Here is a 14,462-nt window from a genome sequence, read left to right on the forward strand (position 1 = left end):
GTTTCTCCGATGTCGCCGCCCCGTCCGGGCGAGCGGTGTCCTGATTCCGCGGCCACGCGTCCTTCTCGCTTCGAGTCGAGCGAGCCGCACGAGTCATGTTCATGGGAGATCTGAATGAACGCTTGGTTATCGTGGCGTCCCAACGAACGGCATGCGCAGCTGCTGCGCGAAGTGCTGCGTCGCGGGACGCGTGTCAGCCACCATCTATTCAGCGTGGTCGGCGGCCTGGCCGTCGTCACCGCGTTCGCGCTCTGGATGATGCCGAACGCCCGCGGCACGCTCGCCGCGAAGCTGATGCCCGTGCTGTCGGCCGCCGTCAAGGCCGGCCCGGCGCGGCTGCTGTCCGGGCACCCGCTGCCTGCCTTCGGTCCCGGCAATGCCGACGAGGACCTCGACGCCGACGGCCGCACCTCGCCGGTCTCGTACAACCCAACGGGCGAGGCCGGCGGCAACGCGGTTGACGCCGCTGCCGACGCGGCCGCCGCCGATGCGGCCCACAACAGCCAGTCGCCGGTCACCCTGGCCAAGCTGATCCCGCTGCAGCGCGTCGCCCTCGACGCCCGCAGCGACCGCGTCTTCACCAGCCGCGAGCAGTCGCTGGTGGCCAACTACCTGGCGCGCCGTTACCACGTCGCGCAGGAGCCCGTCGGCCGCTTGGTCACGGCTGCCTTCCAGACCGGCCACGATATCGGCCTGGACCCGCTGCTGCTGCTGTCGGTGATGGCGATCGAGTCGGGCTTCAATCCCTACGCGGAAAGCGGCGTCGGCGCGCAAGGGCTGATGCAGGTGATGTCGAAGATCCATTCCGACAAGTTCGAATACGCGGGCGGCACCGATGCGGCGCTGCGCCCGGTGGTGAACATCCAGGTCGGCGCGCTGGTGCTGAAGGACTGCATCGCGCGCGGCGGCTCGCTGGCCGGCGGCCTGCGCCTCTACAACGGCGTGACGGGAACCGACGACGGCGGCTACAGCGCCAAGGTGATGGCCGAACGCGCTCGCCTGCGCGACGTCTCGCGCGGCCGCAACGTGTCGATCTACGCGCCGCTGCTGCCCACGCCGGTGACCACCACGGCCTCGACGACCGCCTCCTCGGGCGGCAAGCGCGTGCAGGCGACGCTGGACGGCGCCCACCCGATCACCATCAAGGCCAGCTCGCCGGCCGAGTCCAAGCCGGCCGCCACGCCGCAGGCCGACGCGAGCAACGAGACGGGCGCGAAGCACGACGGCTCGTCGGAAGTCGGGACCTGATCGAGCCGGGCGGGCCGACTGGTCCGCCTCGCGAAGCACGGTCGACGAATACGAAAAAACAGGGCGCCCTCGGGCGCCCTGTTTGTTTTCCGGAGCCGGTCGCGCCAGGCGCTTCCCGTCCCCGAATTTGCAACTTTCTGTTTCCGGCCGCGAGCCTTCGCTCAGCCGCCGAACAGCTTGCGCAGCCGCGCGACGGCTTCCTCGAGACGCTCGTAGGCGGTCGCATACGACAGCCGGATGTAATCGCGCGGCGCATGCACGCCGAAATCCATGCCCGGCACCAGCACCACGCCGGCATCCTCCAGCATCGCGTCGACCAGTTTGGCACTGTCGCCGGCCGCCGGATGCGCGACGCCGCCGCAGCGCGCGTAAACATAGAAGGCGCCGTCGGGCGTCACCGGAACCTCGAAGCCGAGCGAGGCCAGCGCCGGCACGATGTAGTCGCGGCGGCGCATGAATTCCAGCCGCCGCGCCTCGTAGATCGCCAGCGTGTCGGGTTCGAAGCAGGCCAGCGCGGCATGCTGGGCGAGCGCCGAGGCGCAGATGAACAGGTTCTGCGCGAGCTTCTCGAAGGTGCCGACCAGCGCGGGCGGCACCACCAGCCAGCCGAGCCGCCAGCCCGTCATGTTGAAGTACTTGGAGAAGCTGTTGACGGTGATCACCTCGTCGCTGAAGGACAGCGCCGAGACGGGCGGGCCGTCATAGCTGAGGCCCTGGTAGATCTCGTCGATGATCGCGAAGCCGCCGCGCTCGCGCACCGTCTGCAGGATCCGGCCGAGTTCGTCGGGCGCGAGCGAGGTGCCGGTCGGATTCGACGGCGAGGCCAGCAGCACGCCGCGCGTGCGCTCGCCCCAGCGCTCGCGCACGTCCTTCGCGCTCAACTGGAAGCGCGCCTCGGGGCCGCTCGGCACCAGCACCGGCCGGCCTTCGGCGGCTGCCACGAAGTGCCGGTTGCAGGGGTAGGACGGATCCGGCATCAGCACTTCGTCGTCGCGGCCGACCAGGGCCAGGCAGGCCAGCAGCAGCGCGGCCGAGGCGCCGGCCGTGACGATCACGCGCTCGGGCGCGATCTCGAGTCCGTAGGCGCGTGCGTAATGCGCGGCGATCGCCTCGCGCAGCGGCCCGATGCCGAGCGCGCTGGTGTACTGCGTCACGCCGCGCCGCATCGCCGCCGCGGCGGCCTCGACCACCGGCTCGGGCGCCGTGAAGTCCGGCTCGCCGATGCTCATGTGGATCACGTCGCGCCCGGCCTGTGCGAGCCGCGCGGCCTGCTTGACGACTTCCATCACATAGAACGGCTGGATCGCGTCGACGCGCGAAGCCAGCCGGATCAGCGATTCGGCAGCGGTATTCATGTCGGGCAGCGGGGAGGGGGTAAGGAAAAGCGGGCGCCGGGGCGCCCGCCACAGGTCACATCAGGAGCGGCGCGCGGCGGCTTCTTCCGGGCGCAGCTTGAGGGCCAGCTTGTCGAGCACGCCATTGACGTACTTGTGGCCGTCCGAGCCGCCGAAGGTCTTGGTCAGCTCGATGGCTTCGTTGATCACCACGCGGTAGGGCGTCTCGATCTGGTGCTTGAGCTCGAAGGTGGCCATCAGCAGCACCGCGCGCTCGACCGGCGAGAGCTGCTCGATCGGGCGATCGAGGTTGGGCGCCAGGATCGCGGCCAGGTCCGCATGCTCGCGGACCACGCCGTACACGATGGTTTCCAGCAGCTCGCGATCCGCCTTCTCGTAACCCTGCGCGCCGCGCAACTGCGCGTCGATCTCGCCGGTGGACGCGTTCGACAGCAGCCACTGATACAGGCCTTGCGTCGCCAGTTCGCGCGATTGTCGGCGTGCGCTCTTCTTCATTCGTTTTCCTCTTCGTCTTCTTCTTCCTCGTCCTCGTCTTCCTCATCGTCGCTCAGTTGGTCGAGCGTCATCGTGAGGTTGGCCATCTCGACGGCCGTGCGGGCCGCGTCGCGACCCTTCTCGGTCATGCGCGCGATGGCCTGCTCGTCGTTCTCGGTGGTCAGCACCGCGTTGGCGATCGGCGTGTTGAAGTCCAGCGCGATGCGCGAGATGCCGGCGCCGCTTTCGTTCGAGACGAGTTCGAAATGGTAGGTCTCGCCGCGGATCACCGCGCCGAGCGCGATCAGCGCGTCGAACTGGTTGCTTTCCGCGAGCTTCTGCAGCGCCAGCGGGATTTCCAGCGCGCCGGGTACGGTGACCAGCAGCACGTCCTCGCCGGTGACGCCCAGGCGTTCGAGTTCCTCGACGCAGGCATCGGCCAGGCCGTTGCAGACGGGCTCGTTGAAGCGCGACTGCACGATGCCGATGCGCAGGCCTTCACCCTCGAGATTCGGTTGGTATTGTCCGATTTCCATGTTCTTTCCGTGGTTGGATTCAGCGTGATTGGGAGCGGCGCTCAGCGGCTTGCGTCGACATCAGAGCTCGGACGCCGCGCCGCCGGGCATCGGCACGAAGCCCGTCACCTCGAGACCCCAGCCCGACATGCTGCCGAGCTTGCGCGGGTTCGCGAGGACCTGCATCTTGCCGACGCCGACATCGCGCAGGATCTGCGCGCCGATGCCGAACGTCTTGAAATCGACCGGCCGGCGCTTGAGCGCGGCCGCCTTCTCCTCTTCGTCGAACGCGAGAAACACGTCGACCAGATGTTCCTTGGTATCGCCGCAATTGAGCAGCACCACCGCGCCGAGGTCGCGCGCGGCGATTTCCTTCATGGCCGCGTCGAGCGTCCAGGAGTGGGTCGAGGCGCCGGTCTCGAGCAGGTCGAGCACCGACAGCGGCTCGTGCACGCGCACCGGCGTGTCGACCTCGGGCGAGGGCGTGCCGCGCACCAGGGCGATATGCGGCGAGCCGGTCGGCTTGTCGCGATAGAGCACCGCCTGGAATGCGCCGTGGGCGGTCTGCATGGTGCGCTCGGAGACGCGCTCGACGATCGATTCTGTGCGGCTGCGGTAGTGGATCAGGTCGGCGATGGTGCCGATCTTGATGCCGTGTTCCTTGCTGAACTCGATCAGGTCGGGCAGGCGCGCCATCGAGCCGTCGTCCTTGATCACCTCGCAGATCACGGCGGCCGGCGTGAGCCCGGCCAGGGCCGTCAGGTCGCAGCCGGCCTCGGTGTGGCCGGCGCGCACCAGCACGCCGCCCGGCTGGGCCATGATCGGGAACACGTGGCCCGGCTGCACGATCTGGTCGGCGCGGGTGTCGCGCGCGACGGCCGTGGCGATGGTATGGGCGCGGTCGGCGGCGGAAATGCCGGTGGTCACGCCCTCGGCCGCCTCGATGCTGACCGTGAACGCCGTGCCGTATTGCGTGCCGTTGCGGTAGGTCATCAGCGGCAGGTTGAGCTGCTTGCAGCGCTCCTGGGTGAGCGTCAGGCAGATCAGGCCGCGACCGTAGCGGGCCATGAAGTTGATCGCTTCCGGCGTGACGAATTCGGCGGCGACGACCAGGTCGCCCTCGTTTTCGCGGTCTTCCTCGTCGACGAGGATCACCATGCGGCCGGCTTTCAGCTCGGCGATGATGTCGGGCGTGGAGGCGAGCGTCATATCAGAAAAAGGGTGTCCGCTGGGGAAAAGCGCTATTTTACGTCAGGCCGGCCCGGCTGCCTTGGAAATCGGGCGGCGTGGCATGATCGGCGCTGGCGCCGTCCGGCGCGCATGCCGTCGCCGGGCCGGCCGCGCCGCGGTGGCCGCGTCGCGTCTGCCATTCGTCCGCCGTTCGTCCGCCATTCTCGCCGCCCTGTTTCGAATCGCCTGCCTGGAGCCTCGAATGTCCGTCCACACCTGGTTGCTGTTTGCCTTCGCCTACCTGCTGACCACGCTCACGCCGGGGCCGAACGTGCTGCTGGTGGTGCGCAACACGGTGCGCCACGGCGCGCGCGGCACGGTGGCCTCGATCCTCGGCAACCTGCTGGTGCAACTGGTGGTGGTGACGCTGGTGGCCCTCGGCGTGGGCGCCTTGCTGGCGGCCATGCCGCCGCTGTTCGTGGCCCTGAAGCTGGCCGGCGCCGCCTACCTGATCCTGATCGGCATCCGCCAGTGGCGCGAGGGCGGGCGGCCCGCCGCCGGGACGAACGCGGCGGCCCCGGGCGAGGCCGTGGCCGCGGCGGCGCCGGTGAGCCGCCTCAGGCTGTTTCGCGAGTCGATCCTGGTGGCCGGCAGCAATCCCAAGACGATGATCTTCCTGTCGGCCTTCATGCCCCAGTTCATCGACCACCAGCGCTCGCTGCCGCTGCAGTTCGCGCAGATGTACCTGACCATCGCGCTGCTGGTGCTGGTGGTGCACACGATCTACTCGACCGGCGTGCGCCATCTGCATGGGCGCCTGCGCGCGGGCCGGGCGGTGGCGGCGATGCGGCGCATGACGGGGCTGGTGTTCGTCGGTTTTGGCGTCGAGCTGTTGACGGCGAAGCAGCCTTGAGGGGCGGCATCACAGTAAAGCCATTGCCCCAAGCTTGAAAGTGTGTACCCGCTAACGTGAAATCACCAAAAACCGGATCGAGCGGAGTCCGATAACCGTTTTCCAGAGGCTGGCTGGGCGCAGTACTGAAAGAATTCAAAAAGTTTCGAATCCTTGCGCCATTCCACTGCGTCGTCCTGGCCCAGATGGAGCGCCTGCTCGATCTGACTGGCCCAGTCTATTACGCAGGTGGCGCCGCGGGTGGCTTGTTCGAGTGCTTCGAGCCGGCGCACGACCAGATTGGCGGCCGCATCTTCGGCGACCTGCCGCGGCGCTTCATCTGCCCCCCACTGTAACCACCGCATCATGTCAGGCCAGCGCAGCGTGAGTGTGATCCATCGGGCGTAGTGGTCTAGGGACGGCGCGCGCCATTGAGGGTCGATGCGCCGTCTCGCGTTACGCAGTGACAGATAGAGCCGCGCGAGATTGACCATTCTCTTGATTTCACGAGGATTTCCCGCGCTGTGCCGTCCAAGCTCTCGAATGATGTGACCGACATCTCGGCTGTCGGCCGCCGGCGTGCTTGCCTTGACGGCTGCCGATGGCGAGACCGAGGGCATGACGGAGCCGACGCCGTCGCTAGCTGCCGAGATGAAGGCAGCCGGCGGAGTGATATCGGGATCGACCGATGCGGACGGTTTCGCGATTGACGCCGGCGCATGTCTGGCCGATGCGCCGAGCGATTTCAGGTAGTTGTCGAGCTTGGCCTGCGGAGGAATCGTGAAGGGCAACTGGACGAACTTGTCCATGAAACGCCAGCCGAGCGGGACGCCACGCTCGTAGCTCGGCAGGCGTTGTCGAATGTCTTCGTGAGCCTTGTCGAGTGCAGCGGCGATCATCTGCGGGTCCATGCCGATCACGAACATGCAGCGATAGGTGTCGCTGGCAAGCAGCATGCTGACGCCTTCCACTACGTTGGCGATCTTGGCTGGGGAGCATCGATCAAGGTCATCCACAAAGATGACGATCGGCGAATGCTCGCCTGAGCTCTCTTTCGGCGCTGCCGTCAGAACGCGCTTCAGATCGGCATGAATCTGATGAATGGCGCCTACCGATTGCGTGTAATCGGGGACGGTGAGATATGGTGCAAGGCTGAATCTGGCGGGTTCCGCTTGCGTTTGCCGCTGCGTTATCCAATATCGGCCAACGAGATAGAGCGCCAGCAGGATCAGGCTCGCGATGGCACCGGGGTAACCGTATTGGCTGAGGCGACTGATGATTGGACCGAGTTCGGGAAACACTCGAGCTGCACCCAACCCAAGGAAGGAAAGCATGGCGCTCGCCCCGAGCAGCGCGGCACGTCGAGCCTGCGCGAGCCAGACCGTCGCGATTCGGTCATAGATCTTGCGGCGCACGATGCCGTCGTCGATGCGCGAAAGGTGCAGGCGTAGCAGGAACGCCTCGCGTTCGCGAACCGGCAGGCGATCGCTGATCTGCGAGACGATGGCGTCGACCAATCCAGCCCACACCTGCTCTGAAGATTCATACTTCCATGCGTTGAACCAGATCGTGAGCATCGAATCGCGATAGGCAGAAGGGATGGCGTCCCCGGCAGCAAAGGCATTGCGTGCCGGCAAATCCAGCTTTGCGGCGGCTTTCGCCTCGCTGATCTGATGGCAAAACTCAATAACGGGAGCGAATGCCGCGCGAATACGATTTCGCCAACGCCACGACGCGGGAGTTGGGCGGGAGGAGCGGTCAGCAGCGGCCTCGGCTACTGCCAGGTTGGCGGGATCGAGCAAAACGGGCGTATCCGCGTCTTTTTTTCGGTCGAGAAATCGCATCACCTGCCCCAGCGTGAGTTGGCGCTCGGTGGTCTTGTCCCGAAGTTCCGGGGAGGCTTTTTGACGATCGATGCGATCGCGGATCATCTTCATCAACGATGACTTGCCCACTCCCCAGGGCGCCTGAATGCTGATGCTGAGCGGTGCCGAAGTGCCCGGACTTTTCAAGAAGGATGAGATGGCGTCGGCATAAGCCGTGTAGCCGAGATGATCTTCGGACGACGCCGTATCGTTGAGCAAATTCATGACCACCTGGCCGGTCCGAACATCCTCATAGGCTTCGAGCAACTCGACAGGCTCCACTCCCATCATGCTCAGGTAGCCGACGTACTCACCTTCGCTTTCCAGGAGCGCGCGAACCAGATCGTCCACGCTGTATTGTTTGCCGCGCCCCGCTGACGTGGCGCGAGCTTCCGCGCGGCGGAAAATGGTGGCCACGTTCCGGGTTCGGTCAAGTTCACGGACACTAGTGAACATCGACGGCGTGTCTCGATCGCGCCCGAACAATTGTTGCCAGGCGGAATCGTATCGCTCCGCTGCAAGTTCGCGAATTGCCGAACTGAAGGCGCTCGTATCTGGATCCCCCTGAAATTTGGCAAGAGCATCGGAAAACGCGGCGTCGACGATCCCGAACAGCAATACCTCGGTGGTCAGGTAAGGGTCCTGTCGAGATTGTGCTAGCGCGTCCGCGACGGCGATCACGACTTCGGCGGGAGAGCTGGCCTCGTTTGCGGGCGCTGGGGACGATCGCCGGGAGTTTTCTTCCGCTGATTCCACGATCCCTTCGATGCTGTCCCATAACGGCTCGAACCCTGGGGTATCTGGTCCAGGGGTCGAGATCGTGATCGCGATACCCGGACGCCGATCAAACCCTGATCGAATCAGCGCATTGAAGATGACGGTGAAACTCTCCGTGAGCTGAAGTCCTGCAACTCCAGTGCCCATCAGCGGAATCCACCATGAGCCCATGGACTGGAGCCGATAATCCTGCAGGCATCGGCCCAGATTGGTTGCGAGCAGTTCAGACGGCTGTCTGCCATCGACGGTTACGATGAAACAGAAATGGGTGGCGCCGATCTGTGAAATGAAATATCCGCTTGCCAGTTGCTGAGGCGTTGGAAAATGTTCCTTACCCAGTCCGAATTGGTCAAGTACATACGAGCTGAGTTCTCCCGGCGCGCCTTGTGAGCCGGTCGAAAGAAAAACGGCGTCGGCTTTGGGGATCGAAAGAGAAGTAACGGTGATCGATTCGCTGAGACGAACCTCTGTTCTGTCGCGGATGTCCATGCCGGCCCCGGTGGTCGATCGGCACCTTGTTTCATGCGCCGCCCGTTTATTTGATTGGATTTCCGACCAGGCTGCCCTGGTTGATTTTTTTGCAAATTTTCCGGGATTTCGATGGGCATGTCGATGCCCGGAAATGGCTGAGTGCCATTCCGAGTATCGAATACAACGGGGAGGAGACGGCGTTCACCCCGGAGGTCCGGATTTGTGGGGCAAACCCGGCTTTACGCATGCAGGGGCTCCAGCTCGTCTCTCCAAGGCGGGGGTGCTCCACCGACGCCTGCTCTGATTTACTTCCCGCCCAGCTTCTCCAGCACCACCTTCGCCGCCTGCTCCGACGAGGCCGGGTTCTGCCCCGTGATCAGCAGCCCGTCGGTCACCACGTAGGACTGCCAGTCGGCGCCCTTCGAGTAATCGCCGCCCTTGCGCTTCAACTCGTCCTCGACGAGGAAGGGCACGACCTCGGTCAACTGCACCGCTTCCTCCTCCGAATTCGTGAAGCCGGCCACCTTCCGGCCGTTCACCAGCGGCTTGCCGTCCTCGCCCTGGGCGTGGCGCAGCACGCCGGGCGCGTGGCAGACCAGCGCGAGCGGCTTGCGCGCGGCGAAGGTGGATTCGATCAGCGCGATCGAATCGCGATCCTCGGCCAGGTCCCAGAGCGGGCCGTGGCCGCCCGGGTAGAACACCGCGTCGAACGCGTCGTGCGTCACCGAGCCGAGCCGCACCGTGTCAGCCAGCGCGGCCTTCGCCTCGGCGTCGGCCTCGAAGCGATGCGTCGCCTCGGTCTGGAAATCGGGTTCGTTGCTCTTCGGGTCGAGCGGCGGCTGGCCGCCTTGGGGCGAGGCCAGCACGATCTCGGCGCCGGCATCCTTGAACACGTAATAAGGGGCGGCCAGTTCCTCGAGCCAGAAACCCGTCTTGCGACCGGTATCGCCGAGTTGGTCGTGCGAGGTCAGCACCATCAGGATCTTCATGACATTTCTCCAGGGGACATCCAGGGTTGCGGTAAATGAGTAACGGACCGCGATGAAACCGGGCAGGCGCGGCAGGGCGCGAGGCGATTGTCGCGCCTCGGCATGACGGGCCGGCGGCAGTGCAGGTCCGTCACATGTCGCTGCGCCGGCCGCCCGGCGTTCGCTACGCGGCCATGCAGGTCAGGGCGCCGGATCAGCCAGCAATTTCGACACCCGCGCCGGCTTCGGCCAGCGTCGGGTAATCGACATAACCGATCGGGCCGCCTTCATACAGATGCTCGCGGCGAACCGCGTTGTAGGGCCCGTCCTCGCGCAGCCGCGAGGGCAGGTCGGGATTGGCGATGAACAGGTTGCCCCACATCACCGCGTCGGCCTTGCCCTGCGCGAGCCAGGCATCGGCGCTGTCGCGCGTGAAGGCCTCGTTGGCGATCAGTGGGCCGCCGAAGGCCTGCTTGATGGCCGGCGCGAGGCTGTCGGGGCCTTCCTTCTCGCGCGTGCTCAGGTAGGCCACGCCGCGTTGCTTCAATTCGCGGGCGACGTGCAGGAAGGTCTCGCGCAGGTCCTCGTCGCCCATGCCGTGGTCGACATAGCCGCCCACGCCGCCGTCGCCGCGCGGCGCGAAGTGGACGCCGACGCGTCCCGCGCCCCACACGCCGATCACGGCATCGGTCACCTCCAGCAGCAGCCGCGCGCGGTTCTCGATCGAGCCGCCGTAGGCGTCGCTGCGCCGGTTCGCCGAACTCTGCAGGAACTGGTCGAGCAGGTAGCCGTTGGCGCCATGCACCAGCACGCCGTCGAAGCCGGCCGCCTTCGCGTTGGCGGCACCCTGGCGATAGCTCTCGACGATGCCCGGCAATTCGTCGATCTCGAGCGCGCGCGGCACTGGGTAGGGCACCTTCGGCCGCACGCGGCTCACGTGGCCTTGCGCGGCGATCGCGCTCGGCCCGACCGGCTGCTGCCCGTCGAGGAAGATCGGATGCGAGATGCGGCCGACGTGCCAGAGCTGCAGCACGATGCGCCCGCCGGCCTCGTGGACCGCGCGCGTCACCTCGGCCCAGCCGCGGATCTGCTCGTCGTTCCAGATGCCGGGCGTGTCGGCGTAGCCGACGCCCATCGGCGTGACCGAGGTGGCCTCGGTGAAGATCAGGCCGGCGCCGGCGCGTTGCGCATAGTAGCGGGCCATCAGCGCGTTCGGCACGCGGCCGGTCGCGCGGCTGCGCGTGAGCGGGGCCATCAGGATGCGGTTGGGCAGCGTCAGTTCGCCGAGCTGCAGGGGATCGAAGATCGTGGTCATGGTGGTTCGGATAGTCAGGATCGGGTGGATGCCGCCCGGCGCATTCGCGTTCGTGCGCTGCGCCGGGCGAGCCAGGGGATTCGGGGCCGAGCGGCTCAGGACTTCGCGACCAGCACCAGCTTCTGGTTCACGAATTCCTTGATGCCGAGCTCGGACAGCTCCTTGCCGTGGCCCGAGCGCTTCACGCCGCCGAACGGCAGCTCCGGCGCGGTGCCGGCCAGGGCGTTGATCCACACGGCGCCGGTCTCGATGCGCGAGGCCAGGCGTCGTGCGCGTTCGATGTCCCGCGAGAACACCACGCCGGCCAGGCCGTAATGCGAGTCGTTGGCCAGCTCGGCGGCGGCATCGTCGTCGGCCACCACGTAGACCTGCGCGACCGGGCCGAAGAATTCCTCGAAGTAGGCCGGGTTGTCGCGCGTGATGCCGGTCAGGATGGTCGGCTCGAAGTAGTTGCCCGGGCCGTCGATCGCGCGGCCGCCGTAATGCAGCGTGGCGCCGTGTTCGACGGCCGCCGCGACCTGGCGCACGATGCCTTCGCGCGCGGCGGCCGAGGACAGCGGCCCGAGCTGGGTGCGCTCGTCGAGCGGATCGCCGATGCGCACCTGGCCGAACGATTCGGTGAGGCGGCGCAGGAAGGCCTCGGCGATGTTCGCGTGGACCACGAAGCGCTTCGAGCTGGTGCAGACCTGGCCGGCGTTGTTGAGCCTGGCTGAGGTGCCGACCTTCACGGCGCGCTCGAGATCGGCGTCGTCGAGCACCACGAATACGTCGTTGCCGCCCAGTTCCAGCGTGGTCTTCTTGAGGTACTTGCCGGCCTGCGCCGCGACGACGCTGCCGGCCTTCTCGGAACCCGTCAGCGCGGCGCCCTGCACGCGGTCGTCGGCGATCAGCGCGGCCACCTGGTCGGCATGGATGAAGAGATTGGTCCAGGCGCCTTGCGGGGCACCGGCCGCCAGCACCATCTCCTCGAACACGGCCGCGCTGTGCGGCACGTTGCTGGCGTGTTTCGAGACGATCGGGTTGCCCGCCGCCAGGTTCGGCGCCAGCACGCGCATCAGTTGATAGAGCGGGAAATTCCAGGGTTCGACGGCCACCAGCACGCCGATCGGATGATTTTCGAGCCAGGCTTCGCCATGCGCGGTCTCGATGCGCGTCGGCGCGAGGAAACGCTCGCCGTTGTCGGCGTAGAAGCGCGCGATGTCGGCCACCACCTGCACCTCGCCGCGGCTCTCGACGATGCGCTTGCCCATTTCCTGCGTGATGATGCGGGCCAGCTCCTCGGCGCGCGACTCGACGATCTCGGCCAGCCGGTGCAGGACCGCGAGGCGCGGCGCGATCGGCCCTTTCGACCACTCGGACTTGTAGAGGCGATGCGCGCTCGCGAGGGCGGCCTCGACCTGTTCGTCCGTGTGGTTCGGCCACTGACGGATCAGTTCGTTGTTGGCGGGATTGACGCTCTGGTAAGCCATGTTGCTTCTCCAAAATGGGTTGCGTCCGGGGAAAAAGGGCGCGATGCTCATTCAAAAATAGACCAGTCGTCTAGAAGCGAGGTAGACTGACGCCTTTCCGGCGGTCCTCGCACGCAGGATTCGGTCGAAAACCTTGCCTGGCCTTGTATTCGCTTCTAAGTAGACCAGTCGTCTAGAACATGGAGCTCATTCTAGGAGCGCGGCTCGGCAGCGCACAACGACGAATGCGCAAGGTTTTCGGCCATCACGTTCCGCGACGGCCGCCGGTACTCGATTTCCCACTTTCTCAGGACGGCACGCGCATCATGCACACAGTTGGCGTACTGGTTCATCCCGGCTTCCAGCCGCTCGGCCTGACGGTCGGCAGCGTGTTCGAATACGCGAACGTGCTGCGCGGCGAGCCGTTCTATCGCTTCCACCTGTTTTCCGAGCACGGCGGCACGGTGCCGAGCTCGCAGGGTTTCGCGGTCGACAGCCTGCGCCTGGGCGCCTTGCGCTGCGACACGCTGTTCGTGGCCGGCGACATCCTGTGCGGCGAGGTGGCCGTGCATCCGGCCGAGCGGGTCGACTGCCTGCGCGAGGCGGCCGGGCAGGCGCGCCGCGTCGCGGCGATCTCGAGCGGGGTGTTCCTGCTCGCGCAGACGGGCCTGCTCGACGGGATGCGCGCGGCCGTGCACTGGTGCCAGGCCGACACCTTCCGGCAGCGCTTCGCCGAGGTGCAGGTCGAGGCCGATCATCTGTTCGCGACTGACGGCAGGTTCTGGACCGGCGCGGGCATGAGCGCGGGCCTCGACCTGGCGCTGGCGATGGTCGAGGCGGACCTCGGCGCCGAGCTGGCGCGCGAGGTCGCGCGCAAGCTGGTGGTGACCGAGCGGCGGCGCGGCGCGCAACCCCAGGTCTCGGCCCTGCTCGAGATGGATACGCGCTCGGATCGCATCCAGGCCGTGCTCGGCTATGTTCGCGAGCATCTGAAGGAGGCCTTGACGATCGATACGCTGGCCGGCGTGGCGCGCCTGAGCGTGCGGCAGTTCAGCCGCAGCTTTCGCGAGGCGACCGGGCAGTCGCCGGCCAAGGCGATCGAGCGATTGCGCGTGGAGGCGGCGCGCGTGCTGATCGAGAGCGGGCGGCATCCGGTCGAGATCGTGGCGCGCGAGACCGGCTTCGGCAATCGCGAGCGGATGCGGCAGGCCTTCCTGCGCGAGGCGGGCCTGCCGCCGCAGGCGATCCAGCGCGGCATGGCGATGGCGCGGGCATGAACGCGCGGGCCGGCTTCTTTTATCCGTGCCGCCGCTCGGGCGGCATACGAACCTCAGCTTCTCCAAGGCGCAAGCGATCATGACCACCACCACCGGCGCGCAAATGCGCATGCACATCCTCGGCGTGGCGCGCCCGATCATCCTGCGCAAGGGATTCTCGGGCGTCGGCCTCAACGAGATCCTCGGCGCGGCCGGCATTCCGAAGGGCTCGTTCTATCACTACTTCGGCTCGAAGGAGGCCTTCGGCGAGGCGCTGCTCGAGGTCTACTTCGAGCAGTACGCGCAGCATCTGGACCACACGCTCCAGCATGCCGAAGGCACGGCCGCCGATCGCCTGATGCGCTACTGGCGCAACTGGCTCGACACGCAATGCGGCGACGATCCGCAAGGCAAGTGCCTCGCGGTGAAGCTCGGCGCCGAGGTGGCCGACCTGTCGGAGCCGATGCGCGCGGTATTGCAGCGCGGCACGCAGGGCATCATCGCGCGCGTGACGGCCGGCATCGAGGCCGCGCTCGAGGACGGCTCGCTGCGCAGCATCGAGGATCCCGCCGAGACGGCGCGCGCGCTGTACGGCATGTGGCTCGGCGCGACGCTGCTCGACAAGATCCATCGCGACGGGCAATCGCTGCGGATCGCGATGCGCAACACGCGGCGTTTGCTGGGCTTGGCGGACTGAGGCAGCCGATG

At 66.7% G+C, this 14,462-nt stretch carries 12 protein-coding genes; 4 read left to right on the forward strand and 8 right to left on the reverse strand.

Annotated features, from left to right (window positions below):
• The first annotated feature begins 114 nt into the window (after positions 1–114).
• Entirely contained in the window at positions 115–1,248 is a 1,134-nt protein-coding gene (locus F3J18_RS00875) for a transglycosylase SLT domain-containing protein (protein WP_166910740.1), read from the forward strand.
• A gap of 161 nt (positions 1,249–1,409) precedes the next feature.
• Here the strand turns inward: F3J18_RS00875 and F3J18_RS00880 are convergent, their stop codons facing one another.
• From F3J18_RS00880 to ribBA, 4 genes are read right to left on the reverse strand one after another with little or no spacing between them, the layout of a single operon-like run.
• Complete coding sequence (locus tag F3J18_RS00880; RefSeq protein ID WP_166910741.1) at positions 1,410–2,603, reverse strand: pyridoxal phosphate-dependent aminotransferase; 1,194 nt, start codon at positions 2,601–2,603, stop codon at positions 1,410–1,412.
• A 60-nt stretch (positions 2,604–2,663) separates the two neighbouring features.
• A complete protein-coding gene (nusB, locus tag F3J18_RS00885; protein WP_013696887.1) occupies positions 2,664–3,098 on the reverse strand; it encodes a transcription antitermination factor NusB in 435 nt (144 codons plus the stop codon).
• Positions 3,095–3,613: a 6,7-dimethyl-8-ribityllumazine synthase gene (gene ribH, locus F3J18_RS00890; protein WP_017920341.1), complete on the reverse strand. Its 519-nt coding sequence runs from the start codon at positions 3,611–3,613 to the stop codon at positions 3,095–3,097. Before ribH ends, nusB begins: the two co-directional genes overlap by 4 nt.
• 60 nt (positions 3,614–3,673) lie before the next feature.
• The gene (gene ribBA, locus F3J18_RS00895; RefSeq protein ID WP_013696889.1) at positions 3,674–4,801 is read right to left on the reverse strand and encodes a bifunctional 3,4-dihydroxy-2-butanone-4-phosphate synthase/GTP cyclohydrolase II; all 1,128 of its coding nucleotides are present in this window, start codon (positions 4,799–4,801) and stop codon (positions 3,674–3,676) included.
• A gap of 223 nt (positions 4,802–5,024) precedes the next feature.
• On the opposite strand from ribBA, the gene F3J18_RS00900 reads away from it, so the two are divergent.
• Positions 5,025–5,675, forward strand: coding sequence for a LysE family translocator (locus F3J18_RS00900; RefSeq protein WP_166910743.1), 651 nt, complete (start codon positions 5,025–5,027; stop codon positions 5,673–5,675).
• A 62-nt stretch (positions 5,676–5,737) separates the two neighbouring features.
• Here F3J18_RS00900 and F3J18_RS00905 read toward each other — a convergent pair whose 3' ends face one another.
• The 4 genes from F3J18_RS00905 to F3J18_RS00920 form a co-directional block, all read right to left on the reverse strand.
• Complete coding sequence (locus F3J18_RS00905; protein ID WP_166910745.1) at positions 5,738–8,785, reverse strand: P-loop NTPase fold protein; 3,048 nt, start codon at positions 8,783–8,785, stop codon at positions 5,738–5,740.
• Positions 8,786–9,072: 287 nt separating this feature from the next.
• Complete coding sequence (locus F3J18_RS00910; protein ID WP_166910747.1) at positions 9,073–9,756, reverse strand: type 1 glutamine amidotransferase domain-containing protein; 684 nt, start codon at positions 9,754–9,756, stop codon at positions 9,073–9,075.
• A 193-nt stretch (positions 9,757–9,949) separates the two neighbouring features.
• On the reverse strand, positions 9,950–11,050 hold the full coding sequence (locus F3J18_RS00915; protein WP_166910749.1) for an alkene reductase: 1,101 nt from the start codon (positions 11,048–11,050) through the stop codon (positions 9,950–9,952).
• 95 nt (positions 11,051–11,145) lie between these two features.
• Complete coding sequence (locus F3J18_RS00920; protein ID WP_025098150.1) at positions 11,146–12,519, reverse strand: NAD-dependent succinate-semialdehyde dehydrogenase; 1,374 nt, start codon at positions 12,517–12,519, stop codon at positions 11,146–11,148.
• Between the two features lie 305 nt (positions 12,520–12,824).
• Here F3J18_RS00920 and F3J18_RS00925 point away from each other — a divergent pair, with 305 nt between their 5' ends.
• Together F3J18_RS00925 and F3J18_RS00930 are read left to right on the forward strand one after the other, a co-directional pair.
• Positions 12,825–13,775, forward strand: a complete 951-nt coding sequence (locus F3J18_RS00925; RefSeq protein WP_166910751.1) for a helix-turn-helix domain-containing protein — start codon at positions 12,825–12,827, stop codon at positions 13,773–13,775.
• Between the two features lie 79 nt (positions 13,776–13,854).
• Positions 13,855–14,451 (forward strand): TetR/AcrR family transcriptional regulator, encoded by a 597-nt coding sequence (locus F3J18_RS00930; protein ID WP_166910753.1) that lies wholly within the window; start codon positions 13,855–13,857, stop codon positions 14,449–14,451.
• The last annotated feature ends 11 nt before the right edge of the window (positions 14,452–14,462 follow it).

Origin of the sequence: Burkholderia sp. Ax-1720 (genome assembly GCF_011753035.1) — a bacterium.
GTDB classification, from domain to species: Bacteria; Pseudomonadota; Gammaproteobacteria; order Burkholderiales; family Burkholderiaceae; genus Burkholderia; species Burkholderia gladioli.

Coding starts and splice junctions, on each gene's coding strand:
- F3J18_RS00875 (WP_166910740.1), top strand. CDS start 115: ATGAACGCTTGGTTATCGTGGCGTCCCAACGAACGGCATGCGCAGCTG.
- F3J18_RS00925 (WP_166910751.1), top strand. CDS start 12,825: ATGCACACAGTTGGCGTACTGGTTCATCCCGGCTTCCAGCCGCTCGGC.
- F3J18_RS00920 (WP_025098150.1), bottom strand. CDS start 12,519: ATGGCTTACCAGAGCGTCAATCCCGCCAACAACGAACTGATCCGTCAG.
- ribBA (WP_013696889.1), bottom strand. CDS start 4,801: ATGACGCTCGCCTCCACGCCCGACATCATCGCCGAGCTGAAAGCCGGC.
- F3J18_RS00880 (WP_166910741.1), bottom strand. CDS start 2,603: ATGAATACCGCTGCCGAATCGCTGATCCGGCTGGCTTCGCGCGTCGAC.
- F3J18_RS00915 (WP_166910749.1), bottom strand. CDS start 11,050: ATGACCACGATCTTCGATCCCCTGCAGCTCGGCGAACTGACGCTGCCC.
- F3J18_RS00930 (WP_166910753.1), top strand. CDS start 13,855: ATGACCACCACCACCGGCGCGCAAATGCGCATGCACATCCTCGGCGTG.
- nusB (WP_013696887.1), bottom strand. CDS start 3,098: ATGAAGAAGAGCGCACGCCGACAATCGCGCGAACTGGCGACGCAAGGC.
- F3J18_RS00910 (WP_166910747.1), bottom strand. CDS start 9,756: ATGAAGATCCTGATGGTGCTGACCTCGCACGACCAACTCGGCGATACC.
- ribH (WP_017920341.1), bottom strand. CDS start 3,613: ATGGAAATCGGACAATACCAACCGAATCTCGAGGGTGAAGGCCTGCGC.
- F3J18_RS00905 (WP_166910745.1), bottom strand. CDS start 8,785: ATGGACATCCGCGACAGAACAGAGGTTCGTCTCAGCGAATCGATCACC.
- F3J18_RS00900 (WP_166910743.1), top strand. CDS start 5,025: ATGTCCGTCCACACCTGGTTGCTGTTTGCCTTCGCCTACCTGCTGACC.